The following is a 16,871-nucleotide window of genomic DNA, read 5'->3' on the forward strand; positions in this document are numbered from 1 at the left end:
ACTCATGTGAGGAGTTCCTCTTGACCAGCACGTCGATCGCCTCGTCGGCGCCATCACCAGTCGAGAAATCGGCGATCCGCAAGGTCGCCGTCCGTTTGGTGCCGTTCGTGGCACTCATGTTCTTCATCAACTACCTCGACCGCACCGCGATCGGGTTTGCAGCACCCAATGGCATGAACGACGACCTGGCCCTCACGGCAGCTCAGTACGGTTTCGCCTCGGGTGTCTTCTTCATCGGCTACATCCTTCTCGAGGTTCCGAGCAACCTCGCACTCCATAAGTTCGGGGCCCGCCGCTGGCTGGCCCGCATCATGGTCACCTGGGGCATCGTCGCCGTGCTCTTCACCTGGGTGGACTCGTTCACCCAGCTGTCCTGGCTGCGCTTCCTGCTCGGTGTCACCGAGGCCGGCTTCTTCCCCGGCGCGATCCTGTTCCTCAGCCTGTGGGTGCCCGCCCGCTACCGCAGCCGGGTGCTCGGCCTGTTCTACATCGCCCAGCCGCTGACCAGCGTCATCGGCGCCCCGCTCGCCGGCTGGCTGATGACCCACGACGGCCTCTTCTTCGGCCTCGACGGCTGGCGCTTCATGTTCCTCGGCGTCGGTCTGCCGGCCATCGTCGTCGGCGTCATCGCCTGGTTCTACCTGGCCGACTCGCCCAAGCAGGCCAAGTGGCTCACGCCTGCCGAGCAGGAGTGGCTGACCAAGGAACTGGCCACCGAGGCCAAGGCCAAGGGCGCCGGCGACGAGAAGGGCGGCCACGGTCTGGCCGGTCTCAAGGCGGCGTTCAGCAGCGGCCGGGTGTGGACGCTCAGCTTCATCTACTTCGGCTTCATCTACGGCCTGTACACGCTGGCCTTCTTCCTGCCGACGATCATCGCGGACTTCCAGGAGCAGTACGGCGTCACGTTCGGCCTGCTGGAGAAGGGCCTGATCACCGCCATCCCGTACATCCCGGCGGCGATCGCGCTCTACCTGGCCACCAAGCACGCCACCAAGCACGGCGTGAAGCCCGGCCACATCGCGATCCCGGCCCTGGTCGGCGCGATCAGCATCCCGCTGGCCCTGTTCGCCGGTTCGCCGACGCTCACGGTGGCGATCCTGGCGGTCACCGCGTGTTCCATCTTCGCGGCGCTGCCGAACTTCTGGACCGTACCCACGCAGTTCCTCGCCGGCGCCGCAGCCGCGGCCGGCATCGCCCTGATCAACACGATGGGCAACCTCGCCGGGTTCGCCGCCCCGTACATCACGGGCTGGCTGGCCGACCTCAACAACGGCGACTACAAGGTGGCGTTCTTCGTCGTCGGCGGATTCATGCTCCTCAGCTCGGTGCTGATGGTGGTCCTGAGCCGTCAGCAGCGGGTCGCCGCCGACGAGCAAGCCCCCGTGCCGGCCGGGCACTGAGCCACCTCCCCCTGGAAGGACCCGTACACATGACCCGTTTGTTCAACGATCCCGCCGCGTTCGCCGACGAGATGACCGAAGGCTTCGTGGCCGCCAACGGCCGCTGGGTGCGGCACACACCCGGTGGCGTGGTCCGCAGCACGGCCACCCCGGCAGGCACCGTGGCCGTGGTCGTGGGCGGCGGGTCCGGCCACTACCCGGCGTTCGCCGGCATGGTGGGCCAGGGGCTGGCCAGCGGCGCCGTGATCGGCAACGTGTTCGCCTCGCCGAGCACGCAGCAGATCACGGCCGTCAGCAAGGCCGCCGACCACGGCGGTGGCGTGCTGCTGGCCTACGGCAACTACGCCGGTGACTGCCTCAACTTCGACGCCGCCCAGGAACGTCTGCGTGGTGAAGGACTGCGGGTGGAGACGATCCGCGTCACCGACGACATCTTCAGCGCCCCCGACACCGAACGGCACAAGCGCCGAGGCATCGCCGGTGACCTGGTCGTCTTCAAGGTCGCCGGCGCGGCCGCCGCCGAAGGGCTCCCCCTGGAGGCGGTGTCCGCGCTGGCGACCTGGGCCAACGAGCGCACCCGCAGCATGGGCGTCGCGTTCTCCGGGTGCACACTGCCCGGCGCCGACACCCCCCTGTTCACGGTGCCCGAGGGCAAGATGGCGATCGGCCTGGGCATCCACGGCGAGCCCGGGTTCGCCGAGGCCGACCTGCCGACCGCCGACGAACTGGCCACCCTGCTCGTCGAGCGGCTGCTGACCGAACTGCCGGAAGGAGTCTCGGCCGTGGACGGCGGCCGGGTCGCCGTCCTGCTCAACGGTCTCGGCACGGTCAAGCAGGAAGAACTGTTCGTGGTGTACCGCCGCGTCCAGCAGCTGCTGGACGCGGCCGGCGTCACCGCGGTGCAGGCCGAGGTCGGCGAACTCTGCACCAGCTTCGACATGGCCGGCGTCTCGCTGACGCTGACCTGGCTCGACGAGGACCTCGAACGGCTCTGGACCGCCCCGGCGGACACCCCCGCGTTCCACCGCGGGACGGTCCGCTCCACCGCGGCCGACGCGACCGTCGTCACCGCGTACACCCCCAAGGAAGTGCAGAAAGGCAGCGCCGCCTCGCAGCAGGCCGCCACCCGCGTGGTCGCGGTCCTGGAAGCGGCCCGCGACATCATCGACGCCAACGTCGACGACCTCGGCCGGATCGACGCGGTGGCCGGCGACGGCGACCACGGCATCGGCATGCAGCGCGGCATCAAGGCCGCCGTCGACGCCGCCCGCGAGGCCTGCGAGGCCGGGGCCGGCGCCGGAACGGTCCTGATCGAAGCCGCCGACGCCTGGTCCGACCGGGCCGGCGGCACCTCCGGCGCGCTGTGGGGCATCGCCCTGCGCCGCATCGGCACCACCATCGGCGACGAACAGACCCCGTCGCCCGAGACGATGGCGCTGGCGGTCCGCGCCGCCCGCAACGGCATCTGCGACACCGGCGGCGCCCAGCTCGGCGACAAGACCATGGTCGACGTGCTGATCCCGCTCGACGAGTCCTACGCCGCGGCGGTCGCCGACGGCGCGTCCGTGACCGGCGCGTGGGGCGTCGCCGCGGATGCCGCCGAGAGCGCCGCCGAGGCCACGAAGAACCTGCTTCCGCGGATGGGCCGGGCCCGGCCCCACGCGGAGAAGAGCCTGGGCACCCCGGACGCCGGGGCGGTGTCGATGAGCCTCATCGCCCGCACCGTGCACACCGTGCTCAGCACCCCTGTCACACCGACCGGAAAGTGAACCCCGCCATGAGCAGCAAGTTGCGTATCGTCGTCGGCGCCGACGAGGCAGGCTTCGCCTACAAGGAAGCCCTCAAGAACGACCTCGCCGCCAACGCGCTGGTGGAGACCGTGGTCGACGTGGCGGACACCCCGGACCTCGCGTACCCGAACGTGGCCATCGCCGCCGCCGAGATGGTCGCCGCCGGCAAGGCCGACCGGGCGCTGCTGGTCTGCGGCACCGGCCTGGGCGTGGCCATCGCCGCCAACAAGGTCGCCGGCATCCGGGCGGTCACCGCGCACGACAGCTTCTCCGTCGAGCGTTCCATCCTGTCGAACAACGCGCAGGTCCTCACGTTCGGCCAGCGCGTCATCGGCCTCGAACTGGCCCGCCGCCTCGCCAAGGAATGGCTGACCTACACCTTCGACGAGACGTCGGCGTCGGCCGGGAAGGTCGCGCTCATCGAGAAGTACGAGTGCGCATGACCCGCACCCTCGGTGTCAGCCTGAAGATGTACTTCGGCTACGACCAGACACTGCGCTGGTGCCGGACCGTGGCCACCCGCCTCGGCGACCACCCGGCCCTGACCGGCGGGGACGTGCGGCTGTTCATCCTGCCGTCGTTCCCGGCGGTGCCGGCCGTCTCGGAGATCTTCCGGGGCACGCCGATCACCACCGGCGGGCAGAACCTGGCGTCCGCCGACAGCGGGCCGTGGACCGGCGAGGTCAGCGGCAGCTTCCTGCGCGAGGCCGGCGGGAGGTTCGTCGAGGTGGGACACGCCGAGCGGCGTACCCACTTCGCCGAGACCGAGACGGTGGTGTCCGACAAGACCGCGGCGGCACTGCGGGCCGGCCTGGTGCCGGTGCTCTGCCTCGGCGAGAAGAACCGGATGCCGGTCGAGCAGGCCGCGGCCGAGGTGCAGCGTCAGCTGGTCAGTGCCCTGCACGGCAGCCACCGGTACGGGCTCGGCGGTTCGCTGGTCGTCGCGTACGAGCCGTTCTGGGCGATCGGCGCGTCCGAACCGGCGTCCGACGAGCACATCGCCGGGGTGTGCGAACACCTGCGCAGGGTCGTCGCGCAGGAGCCCGCCCACCCGGACAGCGCGGTGATCTACGGCGGCAGTGCCGGGCCGGGGCTGCTGACCCGGCTGGGCGCGTCGGTGGACGGGCTGTTCCTGGGCCGGTTCGCGCACGACCCGCAGGCGCTGGAGTCGATCGTTGCGGAGGCGGCGGCATGAGTTCGACCATCGGATTGAGCACGTACTCGTTCTTCTGGCAGTGGCACCCGACGGCGGTCGAGCCGATCAGCCTGGACACGATGCTGGAACGGACCGCGGCCCACGGGGTCACGCTGTTCCAGATCTGCGACTACCCGCTGATCGAGTCGCTGGACCTGGCCGCGGTGAAGGCGACCGCGGATCGGCTCGGGATCACGCTGGAGCTGGGCACTCGGGGAATCTTTGAGGCCCATCTCACGAAATATCTGGACATTGCGGTGGCGTTGGGGGCCTCCGTCGTCCGTAGCATGTTCAACACCGCCACTCACCGGCCGACTCTCGACGAAGCCGTTGAGTCGCTTAAGTCGGGAATATCGGCTTATGAAGCCGCCGGTGTGACGCTCGCGCTGGAGACCTACGAGCAGGTCCCCACCCCGACCGTCGTCGCCGCGGTGGAAGCCGTGAATTCGCCGAACCTGGGCATCTGCCTGGACCCGGCGAACAGCGTCGCCGCCCTGGAACACCCGCGCGACACCGTCGAGCGCTGCGCCCCGTACGTCAAGAACATCCACGTCAAGGACTTCAGCTTCACCCGCAAGGACGGCTGGGTCGGCTTCACGCTGGCCGGCTGCCCGATGGGCGAGGGCCTCCTCGACTACGACCACATGATCGACACCGTGCGCCCGGCGGAGCGCGGCGTCAACCAGATCATCGAGCACTGGGTGCCCTGGCAGGGCGACCCGCAGACCACGCAACAGCTCGAAGACCGCTGGACCGAACACAACCTGAACTACCTGAGGAGCCGGAAATGAGCCTGACCATCGCCGTAGTGGGTGCCGGTGGCAAGATGGGCATGCGCGTGTCGAACAACCTGATGCGCAGCGAGCACACCGTCTTCTACGCGGAGAACTCGCCCGCCGGCCAGCAGCGCACCATCGACGCCGGCCGTGTCGTCACCGACACCGACACCGCGGTCAAGGACGCCGACGTCGTGATCCTCGCCGTCCCGGACATCGCGCTCGGCCCGGTCTCCGCCGCGGTCGTCCCGCAGCTGCGCACCGGCGCCGTCGTGCTGACGCTGGACCCGGCTGCCGCGTACGCCAACCTGCTCTTCCAGCGCGAAGACGTGGAATACGCCGTGGCGCACCCGTGTCACCCGTCGGTGTTCCTGCAGCGCAAGACCAAGGAGGAACTCGAGGACACCTTCGGCGGCATCGCCGCGCCGCAGGACGTCGTCGCCGCCCTCGAGTCCGGCGACGCTGCCGTCCAGGCCGTCGCGGAGACGGTCATCCGCCTCATGTACGCGCCGGTCCTCGACGTGCACTGGGTGACCGTCAAGCAGCTCGCCTACCTCGAGCCGACCCTGGTCGAGGTCGTCGCCTGCATGATCGGCTCGCTGCTCAACGACGCCCTCCGTGAGACCGTCGACACCGTCGGCGTGCCCGAGCCGGCCGCCCGCGCCATGCTCATGGGCCACGTCCAGGTGGCGCTCGCCAACGGCCTGCGCGGCGACAACCCGTTCTCCGACGCCTGCCTGATCGCGATGGACTACGGCCGCGAGAAGATCATCAAGGAGGACTGGAAGTCCATCTTCAACGACGCGGAGCTGGACAGCGTCCTCAAGCAGATGCTGCACCTCGACCACATCCACCGCTGATCGGCGCGGATCTGACGTAGTTACCGGGGTAAGGGACGCGGCCTCTTCTGGGAAGGGGCCGCGTTTCCCGTTTTTCCACAACCCTTTCTGTGGTACGCCCGGAGCCCTTCCCACATTCCGCGCGGCCACCTGCCCGATCGTGTCGCACCGGATTGAGCTGGGATTCTGTGGGTAAGGTCGGAGCTACCCCCGGTTCGGAGACAGAGATTTTCCACCTCTCCACCTCTCCACCGAATCGAGTAACGATCATGCGAAGTGCTGCTTCCTCCCACCGGAGTGTTCTGCGCGGGGCCGCCGTTCTCGGCGCCGCTGCCCTGATCGCGACCGGGACGGCCGCCCCGGCGCAGGCCGACCTGCGCGGCTGCGGCGCCGACCAGTCCGACTGGGTCAACCAGGGCGTCAACGAGGGCTTCCGCGGCGAGGTCGACATCACCCACGGCACCACGGTCGTCCAGGGCAGGGTGCCGGCCGAACGGTTCGTCGTCGTCGCGCCGTTTGCCGAGGTCAAGGTGGAGACCACGGAGACCGACGCGTACAGCGGGACCGCCGCCTTCGACGGCTCCTCGGTGAAACTGTACGAGCACGGCTACCGCTGGACCGTGCCGGCGAGCGAGTCCTCCCCGGGCGGCCAAGCCACCTTCGTCGAACCCGAATGCCAGCCCGGCAGCGACGTCGTTCGATCCGCCGTCTACCTGTTCCGCGCCGAGCCGTCCTATACCGGCCCCGGCGCCAAATCCGTCTGGGGCACCCTCACCCGCACCATCTGACGCCCCCCGCGGCGGCCATCACGACCGTTGCGCAGGGCGGCAACCCCGCGTCGATCTTGGTGCGGTGGCCACCTCCGGTGGTGGTTACCGCACTAAGATCGGGAGTCGGCCGCCGACGTCGGCGGCCGATCACGACGCGGGAGTTCGCGGGGTCAGAGGCTCTGGCCGCCGGAGAGGTCGATGATGCCGCCGGTCGCCCACCCGAAGGCGTCCGAAAGGATCGCCGGGACCGCCGCGGTGATGTCGTCCACGGTGGCGATCCGGCCCTGGGCGATGGTGTGCGCGGCCAGCCCCTGCACCTGCTCGGAGCGCATCATCCCGCCCCCGAAGTCGGTCACCACCGCGCCGCCCATCAGCGTGTTCACCCGGATTGACCGGTCGGCCAGCTCCACCGCCTGATACCGGGTGAGCACCTCGATCGCACCCTTGGTCGCGGCATAGGCGGACATCCCGGCCACCACACCGCGGGTCAGCGCGGTCGTCACGTTGAGGACCCGGCCGCCGTCGGTGATCAGCGGCAGCAGACTCTGCGTCAGGAAGAACGGCCCCTTGAGATTGGTGTTCACCAGGTCGTCGAACTGTTCCACGGTGGTCTGCGCATAGGGCGCGAAGGTGCCGATACCCGCGTTGTTGACCAGATGGTCGATCCGGTCGGCGCCGAACCGGTCCCGGAGCAGCGCGCCGAGCTCGGTGACGAAACCCGGAAAGGTGTCGGGGCGGGTGACGTCGAGCCGAAGGGAAGCGGCGACGTCGCCGGGCTCGGTCTCGCGGAAGGTGCCGATCACGGTGACACCCGCCGCTGTCAGCGCTCGGGCCATACCCTGGCCCAGCCCCCGTGTGGCGCCGGTGATGAGTGCGATTCTCTGCGTCGTCATGCGCCGATCATGCGAAGCCGTCCGGTCCGGCGCCGGAGGTTGTCCGGTGAACGGACAGGATCTCCGTTCCCCCGGCGGCGTCCGTCAGGGGCACCTGTTCCGCGCGGTGATCGTCGGGTTCTCCTGTTCTCTGGCGTTCGTCAGGTTCGCTCGTTCCCGGGCCGCGACTGTCCGGGGCTGTTGTTCCCGGGCCGCGGTCGTCCGGGGCTGTCATTCCAGGACGGCCGCTGTGTGGGGCTGTCATCCCCGGGTGGCCGCTGTGGGGCTGTCATCCCCGGGTGGCCGCTGTCCGGATCTCCCGCTCCAGGGCGACGGCGGCCCGGTGAACGATCGCGCCGGCGTGCTGAGCCGGATGGGCGGCGGTACGGGCGATCTGCAGCGAGGCCCGCAGTCCGCCGGGCAGCGCGACCCCGACGGCGTAGCAGGTGAGCCCGGCGAAGAGGTCCTGGTCGTCGACGGCGGCCCCGAACGGCCGGCGGCGCGGCGACGGCGCGCCGCTCGGGTCCAGCAGGATCCCGGCGGCTGTGGTCGCGGGCATCGGGGCGCCCGCCTGCGCGACGATCGGCAGCGCTTCCCGCCCGGGAATCATGTCGAGGGCGATGAACGGCGCGCCACCCGGGAGAACGCCGCCCGCCGGTAGAACGTCTGCCGGCGGGCCGCCTGTCAGCGGGCGGCCTGTCAGCGGGCGGCCTGTCAGCGGGCCGTCGGCCAGTGTGCCGCCCGCTGGTATGCGATCTGACCGGTCATCCATGGTGCCGCCTGCTGGTATGCCGACTGACAGGCCGTCCATGGGGCCGCCGGACGGTGTTCCGGTCGGCACGACCAGTGACACGGTGGCGCCGGTCTGCTCGCGGACCGTCTGCATGACCGCGGCCGCGATCCGGCGCAGCCCCGGGACCGGCTCGATCTGCCGGGTGATGCCGAGGAGACTCGGTGAGAGCGTCCACCGGCCGTCCACCCAGTCCACCGCACCGGTGTCCCGAAGCTGCCCGAGCAGGCGGTGCACGGTGGGCCGGGGCAGGCCGGTGAGTTTCGCCAGCCGGGCGAGCTGATGCTCCGCGCCGGCCTGCGGAAGCGCCCGTAGCAGCCGGAACGCGCCGTCGACGACACTGCGCCCCGTCATGATCGCGACTCGTCCGGGGAAAGGTTCCGCATCCGTGCGACAGTACGTGGCCCCAGCCGGTCCGCCCGGGCCCGGTGCGGAGGCCACCCGACCGGTCCCGCGGGATCGCGGCTGTTCCGTGCCGGGACCGGGCGTCGCCGGTCCCGCGGGATCGCGGCTGTTCCGTGCCGGGACCGGGCGCCGCCGGTCCCGCGGGATCGCGGCTGTTCCGTCCCGGGATCAGGTGCCGCCGGCCCCGGTCGGGATGTTCGGGCGCCGGGCCGGCCGCAGGGCCCGGCCGGCCACGTCATCGCTGCCAGGTCGGCCAGGAACACGCCGGACGCGGCTGCCAGACGGATCCGGGCCGTGGCACGGCACTTGTTGTCGGTCCACACGAACTCCGGATTCCGGGAGAACTCGTCGTCCGGGCTCCTCTCCAGGAAGGCGACCGCGGCAGCGAGCTCACCGATGGCACGCCGTCCATGCCGCCACAGGAGCACACCGATCAGCGCCGGAACGACGGTCCCCACCGCCCACAGGGCGGCGACGACGCAGAGCAGCGCCGACTGTGCCGGAGAGCCGTCCGGAGAGAGCACCGGACGACCATAGCGTTACCAAACGGGCAATGAGGATTCATCTCAGCTATGCGAGCGGGCGGGCTCTCCGAAGTTCCTGGTTCCCTTACCCGAGGGTGTCGCGGGCGGCCAGGGTGGCGCCCCAGGCCCCGGCCCAGACACCCAGGGCGGCGGGGACGATCGGGGGCACGTGGTGGAAGGTGGCGTTGCGGGACACCTTCGCCACCGCCGGGTCGACGATCCAGCGGCGCGCCTCGGACAACCCGCCGCCGACCACGATCAGCCCCGGATCGACCAGGGCGATGACGTTGAGCAGGCCGTGGCTGAGCGCGGTCGTCGCCTCGTCGAGCAGCGTGACAGCCGCCGGATCGCCACGCTCGGCTGCCTCGACGACCGCCCGCGCGCCGCCGCTCGGCGACCCGGCCGGGCTTCCGGCAGGAGAGTCGGTTGCGTCGTGGGGAGGAGATCCGGCCGGGTTGCTGATGCGGGTGCCGTCGGAAGAGCCGGCGGGGGAGCGGGATTCTGACCAGCGGGCGGCCAGCTGAGCGCCGCCGATGCTGGACTCCAGGCAGCCGTGGCGGCCGCAACTGCACAGACGGCCGGTGCCCGGTCCGGTGTGGCCGATCTCGCCGGCCGCACCGTGGGCGCCGCGGCGCAGTTCGCCGCCGACGATGTGGGCGCCCGCGATGCCGGTGCCCAGGGCGAGCACGAACAGGTCATGGTGGCCGCGGCCCGCGCCCAGGACGGCCTCGGCGGTTGCGGCCGCGTTGCCGTCGTGGACCGCCACCGCGGGGATCCCCAGCGCCGCGGACAGAGCGGCGGCCGGGTTCGTGCCGGTCAGCCAGGGCAGGTTGGCGCTGGTCAGAACTGTCCCGGTGGCCTGGTCGAGGACACCGGCCACGGTCGTGCCCACGGCGTCCGGCCGGTCGTCGCCGAGGAACGCCCGCACCTCGGTCGCCAGGGCAGCGAGCGAACGCGGCGTCGCCACCCGGCCGGACCGGACGACCCGCAGCCCCGCCCCGGCCGGAACACCATCCGGTTCGGGGGCCTGATCAGCGGCGACGGATGGAACGGGCGCCGGGGATTCCGTGGCGACGGGTGGAGCGGTCGCTGGGGATTCCGTGGCGGTCAGCAGGAACTTGCTGCTGGTGCCGCCGTAGTCGATGCCGAGGAGCAGCGTCACGGACGTACCCCGGCGTCCCGTAACGCCTCGATGATCCGCAACGCGGTCCGCTCGTCGGTGGTCTCGCGGCCGGACTCCGGGCCCTGGGCGGCGCTGCCCAGGGTGAGCGCGCCGGAGTCGCGGACCACCGTCTTCGCCGAGGCGTGCACGGCCGGGACGCCGGTGGACACCAGTGCCGGGATCAGGGACGGTACGACGCCGCCGCCCGCCTGGACCTCGAGGCGGCCGGCCGCGGCGGACACCAGGCGGCGCAGGCTGGGCAGGCCGTCGGCGACCACGGTCGGGCAGCCGGCGGTGAGGATCCGGCCGACGCCGAGGGTGATCAGCTCCTCGAGGGCGTGGAACGGGTCGGGGAGCAGGTCGAACGCCCGGTGGAAGGTGACCGTGGCGGTTCCGGCCGCGCACACCACCCCGTCGACCAGGGCGGAGTCGATGTGCCCGTCACGCAGGCCGCCGATCACCACGCCGGCCGCTCCGGCGCTGATCGCGTGGCGTACGTCGCGGATCGTGGTGGACATCTCGGCCGGGGTGTATTCGAAGCCGCCCGGCCGGGGCCGGACCAGCACGTGCACCGGGGTGGTGCCGGCTGCCGCCTCGATCAGGCCGAGCGACGGGGTGACCCCGCCGAGCGGCAGCGCGCTGCACAGCTCGATGCGGTCGGCCTTGAGGCGGGCGGCGACGTCGATGCCGTGTTCGTCCTGGACGGCCAGTTCGAGAGTGACCATCAGAGCATCGTCACGGTGAGGGCGGGTTCGGCCGGGAAGGCGTCGAACGGGAACATCGGGCGTTCGATGCGGTGGTGGCCGAGCCGGGCCAGGTCCTGGTCGACCGGTCCGGGGGTGAGGGCCAGGGTCCAGCCGTTGGCGATGTCGTACAGGGTGGGCTCCAGGTATCCGATCTTGGTGACGATGATGTCGGCGGCGGCCGGGTCGAGGCCGATCGCGGTGAAGTCGTCGACGTGGTGGTACGCCTTGCGGAACTCGGTGACGATCACGTGCAGTCCGCCGCAGCGGACCACGGCGATCCGTCCGGCGTCCGGGTCGCCGGTGTGCAGCCCGTGCAGTGTCCCGCTGATCGGAACCGGTCCGCTGACCCGGGAGTCCACCCGTGCCCCGGCGGTCACCGACACCTGATCACCGACCCGATGACCGAAAAGGATCTCCACAGCGGCCGTGTCGAAAATCGAGGCGACATAAACCAAACAGCCGTCAAATCGTGAAATGTCTGATAAGAGATGTGAAAGCGTCCACGTCACATCCCCACTCCCACCAGCACCGGGATTGTCCCCGGAATCGCTGATCAGATACGGACGAGTGGGCGAGGCCAGAGCCCGCGAAACAGCGTCCTCCAGCGACCCCGGCGGCCCGACGAACCCGAAGTCGTCCCGGGCCTCCCACAACCGGGACGCCAGCTCCGACGCCGCCGCAGCGATCACCGATGATGAATCCCCGGTGACGATCACCGTGGCGTGGCACCGCGGTTCGTCCGCCCAGGCGTACCCGATCCAGATCGAAGCGTCGGTGACGCCCTCCCGGGCCTCGATCGCGGCGAGCGACCCGTAAAGGCTCTTCGCCGGTTCGACCCGCGTCGACGTCTTCTCGCCCGGCAGCAGGATCGGCACCCGCACCCAGGCCCGATGCGGTCGTTTCCCGGTGGCGAGATGCTCGACCAGATGGCGGGCCGCCCGTTCCCGCGTCTCCCCGGCGTCCTCGTGCGGCGCGAGCCGATAGCAGGTCGGCAGTTCCACGGCGCGGGCGAACCGTTCGGACACGTTGCCGTGCAGATCCATCGGCGCCGACACCAGAACGTCCGGCCCGATCACCGCCCGGATCGCGGTGATCAGGTCGCCTTCGGCGTCGTCCATCCCGTCGACGCTCATCGCGCCGTGAATGTCGAAGTAGAGCCCGTCGATCGGCCCGGCGTCGCGCAGCCCGTCGAGAATGCGCTGCTTGAATTCGTCGTAGACCTCCCGCAGCACCTTGCCCCCGGGAATGGACCGCGCGTGCAGGATCCCGATCCATTCGGCGGCCGGATCGAGGAAGTCGTAGCGCGCGAGAACCTGCGGCCCGGACAGCACCGAGAAGTCCCGGAACGACGCGCGGTGCGCCGCGTAGGCACTCGATTCGATGTGCATTCCGGCGATGGCGATCCTCACCGGCCCCCCAATCCTGACGTGGCGATTCCTTTGACGAGGTGGCGTTGCAGCGCGACGACCAGCAGCGTCGTCGGAACCATCGAGATGATCGAGGCGGCCATCTGCAGGTCCCAGCGGGTGCCGGTCTGGCTGGAGAAACTCGCCAGTCCGATCGGCAGGGTGCCCAGCGTCGCGTAGTCGTTGACCGCGATCAGCGGCCACAGATAGCTGTTCCAATAGTTCAGGAAAGTGAATACGGCGAGCACCGCGAGCGCCGGCCCGGCCAGCGGCAGGATGATCCGGGTGAATGTTCGCACCGGTCCGGCGCCGTCGACGCGGGCCGCCTCCTCCAGCTCGTACGGAATGCCCCGGAAGAACTGCCGCATCAGGAACGTGCCGAACGCGGTGAACGCCCACGGGAGGATCAGCGCCGGATAGGTGTCCACCCAGCCGAACCACTGCATCACCACGAACATCGGGATGACCAGCACCTCCTGCGGCACCATCAGGGTGCCGAGGAACAGCACGAACACCACCTCGCGGCCCCGCCAGCGCAGCCGCGCGAACGCGTATCCGGCGGTCGCCGACACGAACAGCACCACCAGCACGCCACAGATCGAGATCAGGAACGAGTTCATGATGTACGTCGTGAACGGCGCATAGGCGAAGACCTCGGCGAAATTGCCCCACCGGACCTCGGAACCGATCAGCGTCGGCGGGGCGAGCAGCACCTCCCGCGACGGTTTCAGCGCCGAGAAGAACGCGTACACGAGAGGGGTGGTGAAAATGACGGCGGCGAGTACCGCCGTGGTGTGGGCGAGTCCGGATCGCAGCCGTTCAGTGCTCATAGTGCACCCATCTCCGCTGCGCCCGGAACTGCAGGACAGTGATACCGATGATCAGGACGAAGAGCAGCCAGGCGGCGGCCGCGGCCAGTCCGAGGTCCTGGAACGTGAAGCCGGTGTCGTAGATGAACATGACCAGCGGGATGGTGCTGGTGCCCGGTCCGCCGCCGGTGAGCAGCTGCGGCTGGGCGAACACCTGCAACGACCCGATGATGGTCATCACCGCGGCGAAGAAGATCGCCGGCGAGATCAGCGGCAGCGTGACCCTGATCAGAAGGCGCCAGCCCTGTGCTCCGTCCATCCGGGCCGCCTCCAGCACCGAGGTCGGCAGCTGCTCCAGCGCCGCGGTCAGGACCAGCATGTTGTAACCCATGCCGGCCCAGACGCTCATCACGACGATCGCGATCATCGCCCAGTTCCGGTCGACCAGGAAGTTCGGCAGGGTGATCCCGAGCCACGCGGTGGACAGCCCGTTGAGCAGGCCCTGCGGTTGCAGCACCAGTTTCCAGACCAGCGCGTTCGCCACCATCGGGGTGACCACCGGGATGAAGAACAGCACCCGGAAGACCGCACGGCCGTGCAGGCGCGGACCCAGCAGCAGCGCCAGGCCGAGGGCGACGGCCAGGTTGGTGGGCACGTAGAGGACGGTGAAGAGGACCGAGTTGCGCAGCGCCGGCCAGAAGTCCGGGGTGTCGGTGAGCAGCGCCCGGTAATTGCCCAGCCCGATGAACTCCCGGTCGCCGAAGATCGGCCAGTCGAAGAGGCTCATCACCACGGCCAGGGCCACCGGCAGGGCGGTGAACACGGTCAGCCCGGCGAGGGCGGGGCTGATGAAACCGAGTGCGTGCCAGCGTTCCCGGTGTCTCATGAGGTCAGCAGGATCTCGATGACCGGCAGCGCCACCTCCGGCCGGTGGACCGGCAGGGTGAGCGTGAGCGTGCCGGGATCCGGCGCGGCCGGGGTCAGGTTGAACGCCTCCTGGTCCGGCGGGATCTCCCGGTAACGGATCTCCGACCCGTCGTGCAGGAACCGGGCGAAGCGCACCCGGCCCGCCAGTCCGGGCAGGTGCAGCAGCCCGAACGGCCAGTCGAAGAGGTGGGCGTAGAGGCGGTCGCCGCGCTGGGTGTAGGTGACCCCGGACGGCGGCACATGATCGGCGGGCCCGGCGCCGTGGATCGCGGGGGAGTGCCGCCGCATCCACTCGCCGACCGCCGCCAGCAGTGCGGCGTCGACCGGCGCGATCTCTCCGCGACCGGTCGGACCCACGTTGAGCAGCAGGTTCCCGCCGAGAGCCACGGAACCGGCGAGCATGCGTACGATCATCTCGGGGGTCTTGAAGTCGTGGTTGTCCCGGTGGTATCCCCAGCTGCCGTTGACGGTCTGGCAGGCCTCCCAGGGCACCGGTCTGCCGTCGCGCAGCAGCGGGCGCACCGGTTGGTACTGCTCCGGGGTGACCAGGTCGCCGGGGATGCCCAGCCGGTCGTTGACGATCATGCCGGGCTGGAGTTCGCGGCACATCGCCATCAACGCCTCGGCGTCCCAGTCCTGCGGGGTGGTCCCGCCGCTGCCCGGTTCGTCGGTGAAGTCGAAGAACAGGTAGTCGATCTGTCCGTAGTCGGTCAGCAGCTCACGGACCTGGGCATGGAGGTAGGGGCGATACTTTGATATATCCCTTTTCTCGGGATGGGCCCGCAAAGGATGGTGCCGGTCGACCGGATAATCCGGGTGATGCCAGTCCAGCAGGGAGTAGTAGAGCCCCACCTTCAGGCCCTCCGCGCGGCACGCCTCCACATACTCGAGAACCAGGTCACGAGGCGACTTGAAATCGGTCGTCGCGGTGTCCCACAGGCAGAAACCCTCGTGATGCTTCGCGGTCAGCACCGCATAACGCTGGCCGGCCTCCCGGGCCGCCCGGGCGATCGCCCGGGCATCGAACAGATCCGGCTCGAAGAACTCCGCATAGCGCTCGTAGACGTCCGGCGGGATCTCCTCGTAGTTCATCACCCACTCGTGCCGGGCCGCCACGCTGTACAGGCCGAAGTGGAGGAACAGCCCGAACCGGGCCTTGGCGAACCAGGCCGTCACTTGCCGAACTTCTGCTGGAGGTTGCCGAGCGCGTCGGGCATCGTGCCCTGCCCGGTGTAGACGCTGACCAGCTCGTTCGGCATCGCCGTCGCGACCTGCGTCCACTCGGCGGTGACCCGCTGCGCGGTGGCGCCGTCGAAACCGGCCTGGAAGGCGGCGGTCAGCATCTCCCGCTTGCCGTCCGGCAGCGACGCGAAGTAGCCGTCCTGGCTGGCCAGCTGCGCGGGATAGTTGCCCTGCTTCGCGATCAGGTCCTCGCCCTGCTTACCGGTGAGGGCGCCGAGCACCTTGAGCGCGGCGTCCTTGTCCTCGCAGTTCTTCGCGATCCCGTACCCCGAACCCAGCGCCACCCCGAACGGCCCGGCAGCGCCGGACGGCAGGCGCACCGCGCCGCCGGCGAAGGGCAGATCCTCAGCGGTGTACGTGGCAGCCTGCCACGTGCCGTCGATGATCATCGCGGCTCTACCGTTCTGGAACTGGGTGACCTCCCAGCCGGTCTCGGACGCGGACGGGACGGCCTCGGACACCTTCGCGCCGGTGACCAGGTCGCCGTACCAGGTGGCGGCGTCCACGAAGGCCGGATCGGTCAGCGCCAGCCTGCCGCTGTCGTCGACCGGCTGTCTGCCGGCGCGGGCCATCGGCAGCGACAGCCACTGGAACTCGTCGAGGGAGACGGCGAAGCCCTTGACCCCGGTCTTCGCGGTGATCGTCGTGGCGGCGGTCTCGAAGTCCTGGATGGTCCAGGTGTTGGTGGGCGCTTCCAGGCCGGCCTTGGTGAACAGGTCGGCGTTGTAGAACAGGAACATGGTGGCGGTGTCGTACGGCAGTCCGTACAGCTTGCCGTCGTTCTCCATCACGCTCAGCGCACCCGGGTTGTAGTCGCCGCGGGCGATGCCCATGGTCGTCAGGTCGGCGTCGGTGAGCGGCTCGAACGCGGCGGTGTAGTCGGTGAGGCGCTGGCCGTTCATGGCGGTGACGCAGGCCAGCTTGCCGGAGGCCATGTTGGCGTTGAGTTTGGTGAAGAAGTCCGCCCATGGGGCGGTCTGCAGTTCGATGGTGATGTCCGGGCCGACGATCGCCTGCGCGGCGGCCATCTGTTCCTTCAGTTTCTGCTCGGACTCGGTGTCGCCCGACCACATGTTCCACACGATGGTGGTCTTGCCGTCCGCGCCGTCGTCGGACGAGCAGGCCGCGGTGCCGAGAATCAGTGCCAGTGCCGTGAGAGCCGAACCCCATTTGCGCATGGCGATCCCTAACGTCGGGGGCCCTCAGGGTATGCGGCTG

General features: G+C 70.0%; 17 protein-coding genes. 7 read left to right on the forward strand and 10 right to left on the reverse strand.

The features are described 5' to 3' along the window. Window positions 1-20: 20 nt before the first annotated feature. From QSK32_RS35725 to QSK32_RS35755, 7 genes are all read left to right on the forward strand, one after another. Window positions 21-1,400 carry an MFS transporter gene (locus tag QSK32_RS35725; RefSeq protein WP_285474406.1) on the forward strand — a complete coding sequence of 460 codons (1,380 nt, stop codon included), beginning with the start codon at window positions 21-23 and terminating at the stop codon, window positions 1,398-1,400. A 29-nt stretch (window positions 1,401-1,429) separates the two neighbouring features. Next, window positions 1,430-3,169 (forward strand): dihydroxyacetone kinase family protein, encoded by a 1,740-nt coding sequence (locus QSK32_RS35730; protein ID WP_045745285.1) that lies wholly within the window; start codon window positions 1,430-1,432, stop codon window positions 3,167-3,169. Window positions 3,170-3,177: 8 nt separating this feature from the next. Continuing rightward, window positions 3,178-3,633: a ribose-5-phosphate isomerase gene (locus QSK32_RS35735; protein WP_045745284.1), complete on the forward strand. Its 456-nt coding sequence runs from the start codon at window positions 3,178-3,180 to the stop codon at window positions 3,631-3,633. Further along, window positions 3,630-4,385, forward strand: a complete 756-nt coding sequence (locus tag QSK32_RS35740; protein WP_285474407.1) for a triose-phosphate isomerase family protein — start codon at window positions 3,630-3,632, stop codon at window positions 4,383-4,385. The genes QSK32_RS35735 and QSK32_RS35740 overlap by 4 nt, the downstream gene beginning before the upstream one ends. Next, window positions 4,382-5,176 (forward strand): sugar phosphate isomerase/epimerase family protein, encoded by a 795-nt coding sequence (locus QSK32_RS35745; RefSeq protein WP_353051006.1) that lies wholly within the window; start codon window positions 4,382-4,384, stop codon window positions 5,174-5,176. The genes QSK32_RS35740 and QSK32_RS35745 overlap by 4 nt, the downstream gene beginning before the upstream one ends. Continuing rightward, complete coding sequence (locus QSK32_RS35750; protein ID WP_045745281.1) at window positions 5,173-6,021, forward strand: phosphogluconate dehydrogenase C-terminal domain-containing protein; 849 nt, start codon at window positions 5,173-5,175, stop codon at window positions 6,019-6,021. The genes QSK32_RS35745 and QSK32_RS35750 overlap by 4 nt, the downstream gene beginning before the upstream one ends. Window positions 6,022-6,269: 248 nt before the next feature. Beyond that, complete coding sequence (locus QSK32_RS35755; protein ID WP_285474409.1) at window positions 6,270-6,788, forward strand: hypothetical protein; 519 nt, start codon at window positions 6,270-6,272, stop codon at window positions 6,786-6,788. A 152-nt stretch (window positions 6,789-6,940) separates the two neighbouring features. Here the strand turns inward: QSK32_RS35755 and QSK32_RS35760 are convergent, their stop codons facing one another. The 10 genes from QSK32_RS35760 to QSK32_RS35805 all read right to left on the reverse strand — a co-directional run bounded on the left by QSK32_RS35760 (window position 6,941) and on the right by QSK32_RS35805 (window position 16,831). Continuing rightward, entirely contained in the window at window positions 6,941-7,663 is a 723-nt protein-coding gene (locus tag QSK32_RS35760; protein ID WP_285474410.1) for an SDR family NAD(P)-dependent oxidoreductase, read from the reverse strand. Between the two features lie 268 nt (window positions 7,664-7,931). Next, complete coding sequence (locus tag QSK32_RS35765) at window positions 7,932-8,786, reverse strand: helix-turn-helix domain-containing protein (protein ID WP_285474411.1); 855 nt, start codon at window positions 8,784-8,786, stop codon at window positions 7,932-7,934. Continuing rightward, window positions 8,783-9,361 carry a hypothetical protein gene (locus QSK32_RS35770; protein WP_285474412.1) on the reverse strand — a complete coding sequence of 193 codons (579 nt, stop codon included), beginning with the start codon at window positions 9,359-9,361 and terminating at the stop codon, window positions 8,783-8,785. The genes QSK32_RS35765 and QSK32_RS35770 overlap by 4 nt, the downstream gene beginning before the upstream one ends. Before the next feature lie 85 nt (window positions 9,362-9,446). After that, on the reverse strand, window positions 9,447-10,523 hold the full coding sequence (locus tag QSK32_RS35775; protein ID WP_285474413.1) for an ROK family protein: 1,077 nt from the start codon (window positions 10,521-10,523) through the stop codon (window positions 9,447-9,449). Continuing rightward, on the reverse strand, window positions 10,520-11,248 hold the full coding sequence (locus QSK32_RS35780; RefSeq protein ID WP_285474414.1) for a copper homeostasis protein CutC: 729 nt from the start codon (window positions 11,246-11,248) through the stop codon (window positions 10,520-10,522). Before QSK32_RS35780 ends, QSK32_RS35775 begins: the two co-directional genes overlap by 4 nt. Then, window positions 11,248-12,690, reverse strand: coding sequence for a M81 family metallopeptidase (locus tag QSK32_RS35785; protein ID WP_353051007.1), 1,443 nt, complete (start codon window positions 12,688-12,690; stop codon window positions 11,248-11,250). The genes QSK32_RS35780 and QSK32_RS35785 overlap by 1 nt, the downstream gene beginning before the upstream one ends. Then, window positions 12,675-13,505, reverse strand: a complete 831-nt coding sequence (locus tag QSK32_RS35790; RefSeq protein ID WP_285474416.1) for a carbohydrate ABC transporter permease — start codon at window positions 13,503-13,505, stop codon at window positions 12,675-12,677. The genes QSK32_RS35785 and QSK32_RS35790 overlap by 16 nt, the downstream gene beginning before the upstream one ends. Continuing rightward, window positions 13,495-14,370, reverse strand: a complete 876-nt coding sequence (locus QSK32_RS35795; protein WP_045747737.1) for a carbohydrate ABC transporter permease — start codon at window positions 14,368-14,370, stop codon at window positions 13,495-13,497. Before QSK32_RS35795 ends, QSK32_RS35790 begins: the two co-directional genes overlap by 11 nt. After that, entirely contained in the window at window positions 14,367-15,587 is a 1,221-nt protein-coding gene (locus tag QSK32_RS35800) for an alpha-L-fucosidase (protein ID WP_045747736.1), read from the reverse strand. The genes QSK32_RS35795 and QSK32_RS35800 overlap by 4 nt, the downstream gene beginning before the upstream one ends. Continuing rightward, on the reverse strand, window positions 15,584-16,831 hold the full coding sequence (locus tag QSK32_RS35805) for an ABC transporter substrate-binding protein (protein ID WP_045747735.1): 1,248 nt from the start codon (window positions 16,829-16,831) through the stop codon (window positions 15,584-15,586). The genes QSK32_RS35800 and QSK32_RS35805 overlap by 4 nt, the downstream gene beginning before the upstream one ends. Between the last annotated feature and the right edge of the window lie 40 nt (window positions 16,832-16,871).

The organism is Actinoplanes sp. NBRC 101535 (assembly GCF_030269225.1).
In the GTDB taxonomy this organism is placed as follows: Bacteria; Actinomycetota; Actinomycetes; order Mycobacteriales; family Micromonosporaceae; genus Actinoplanes; species Actinoplanes rectilineatus.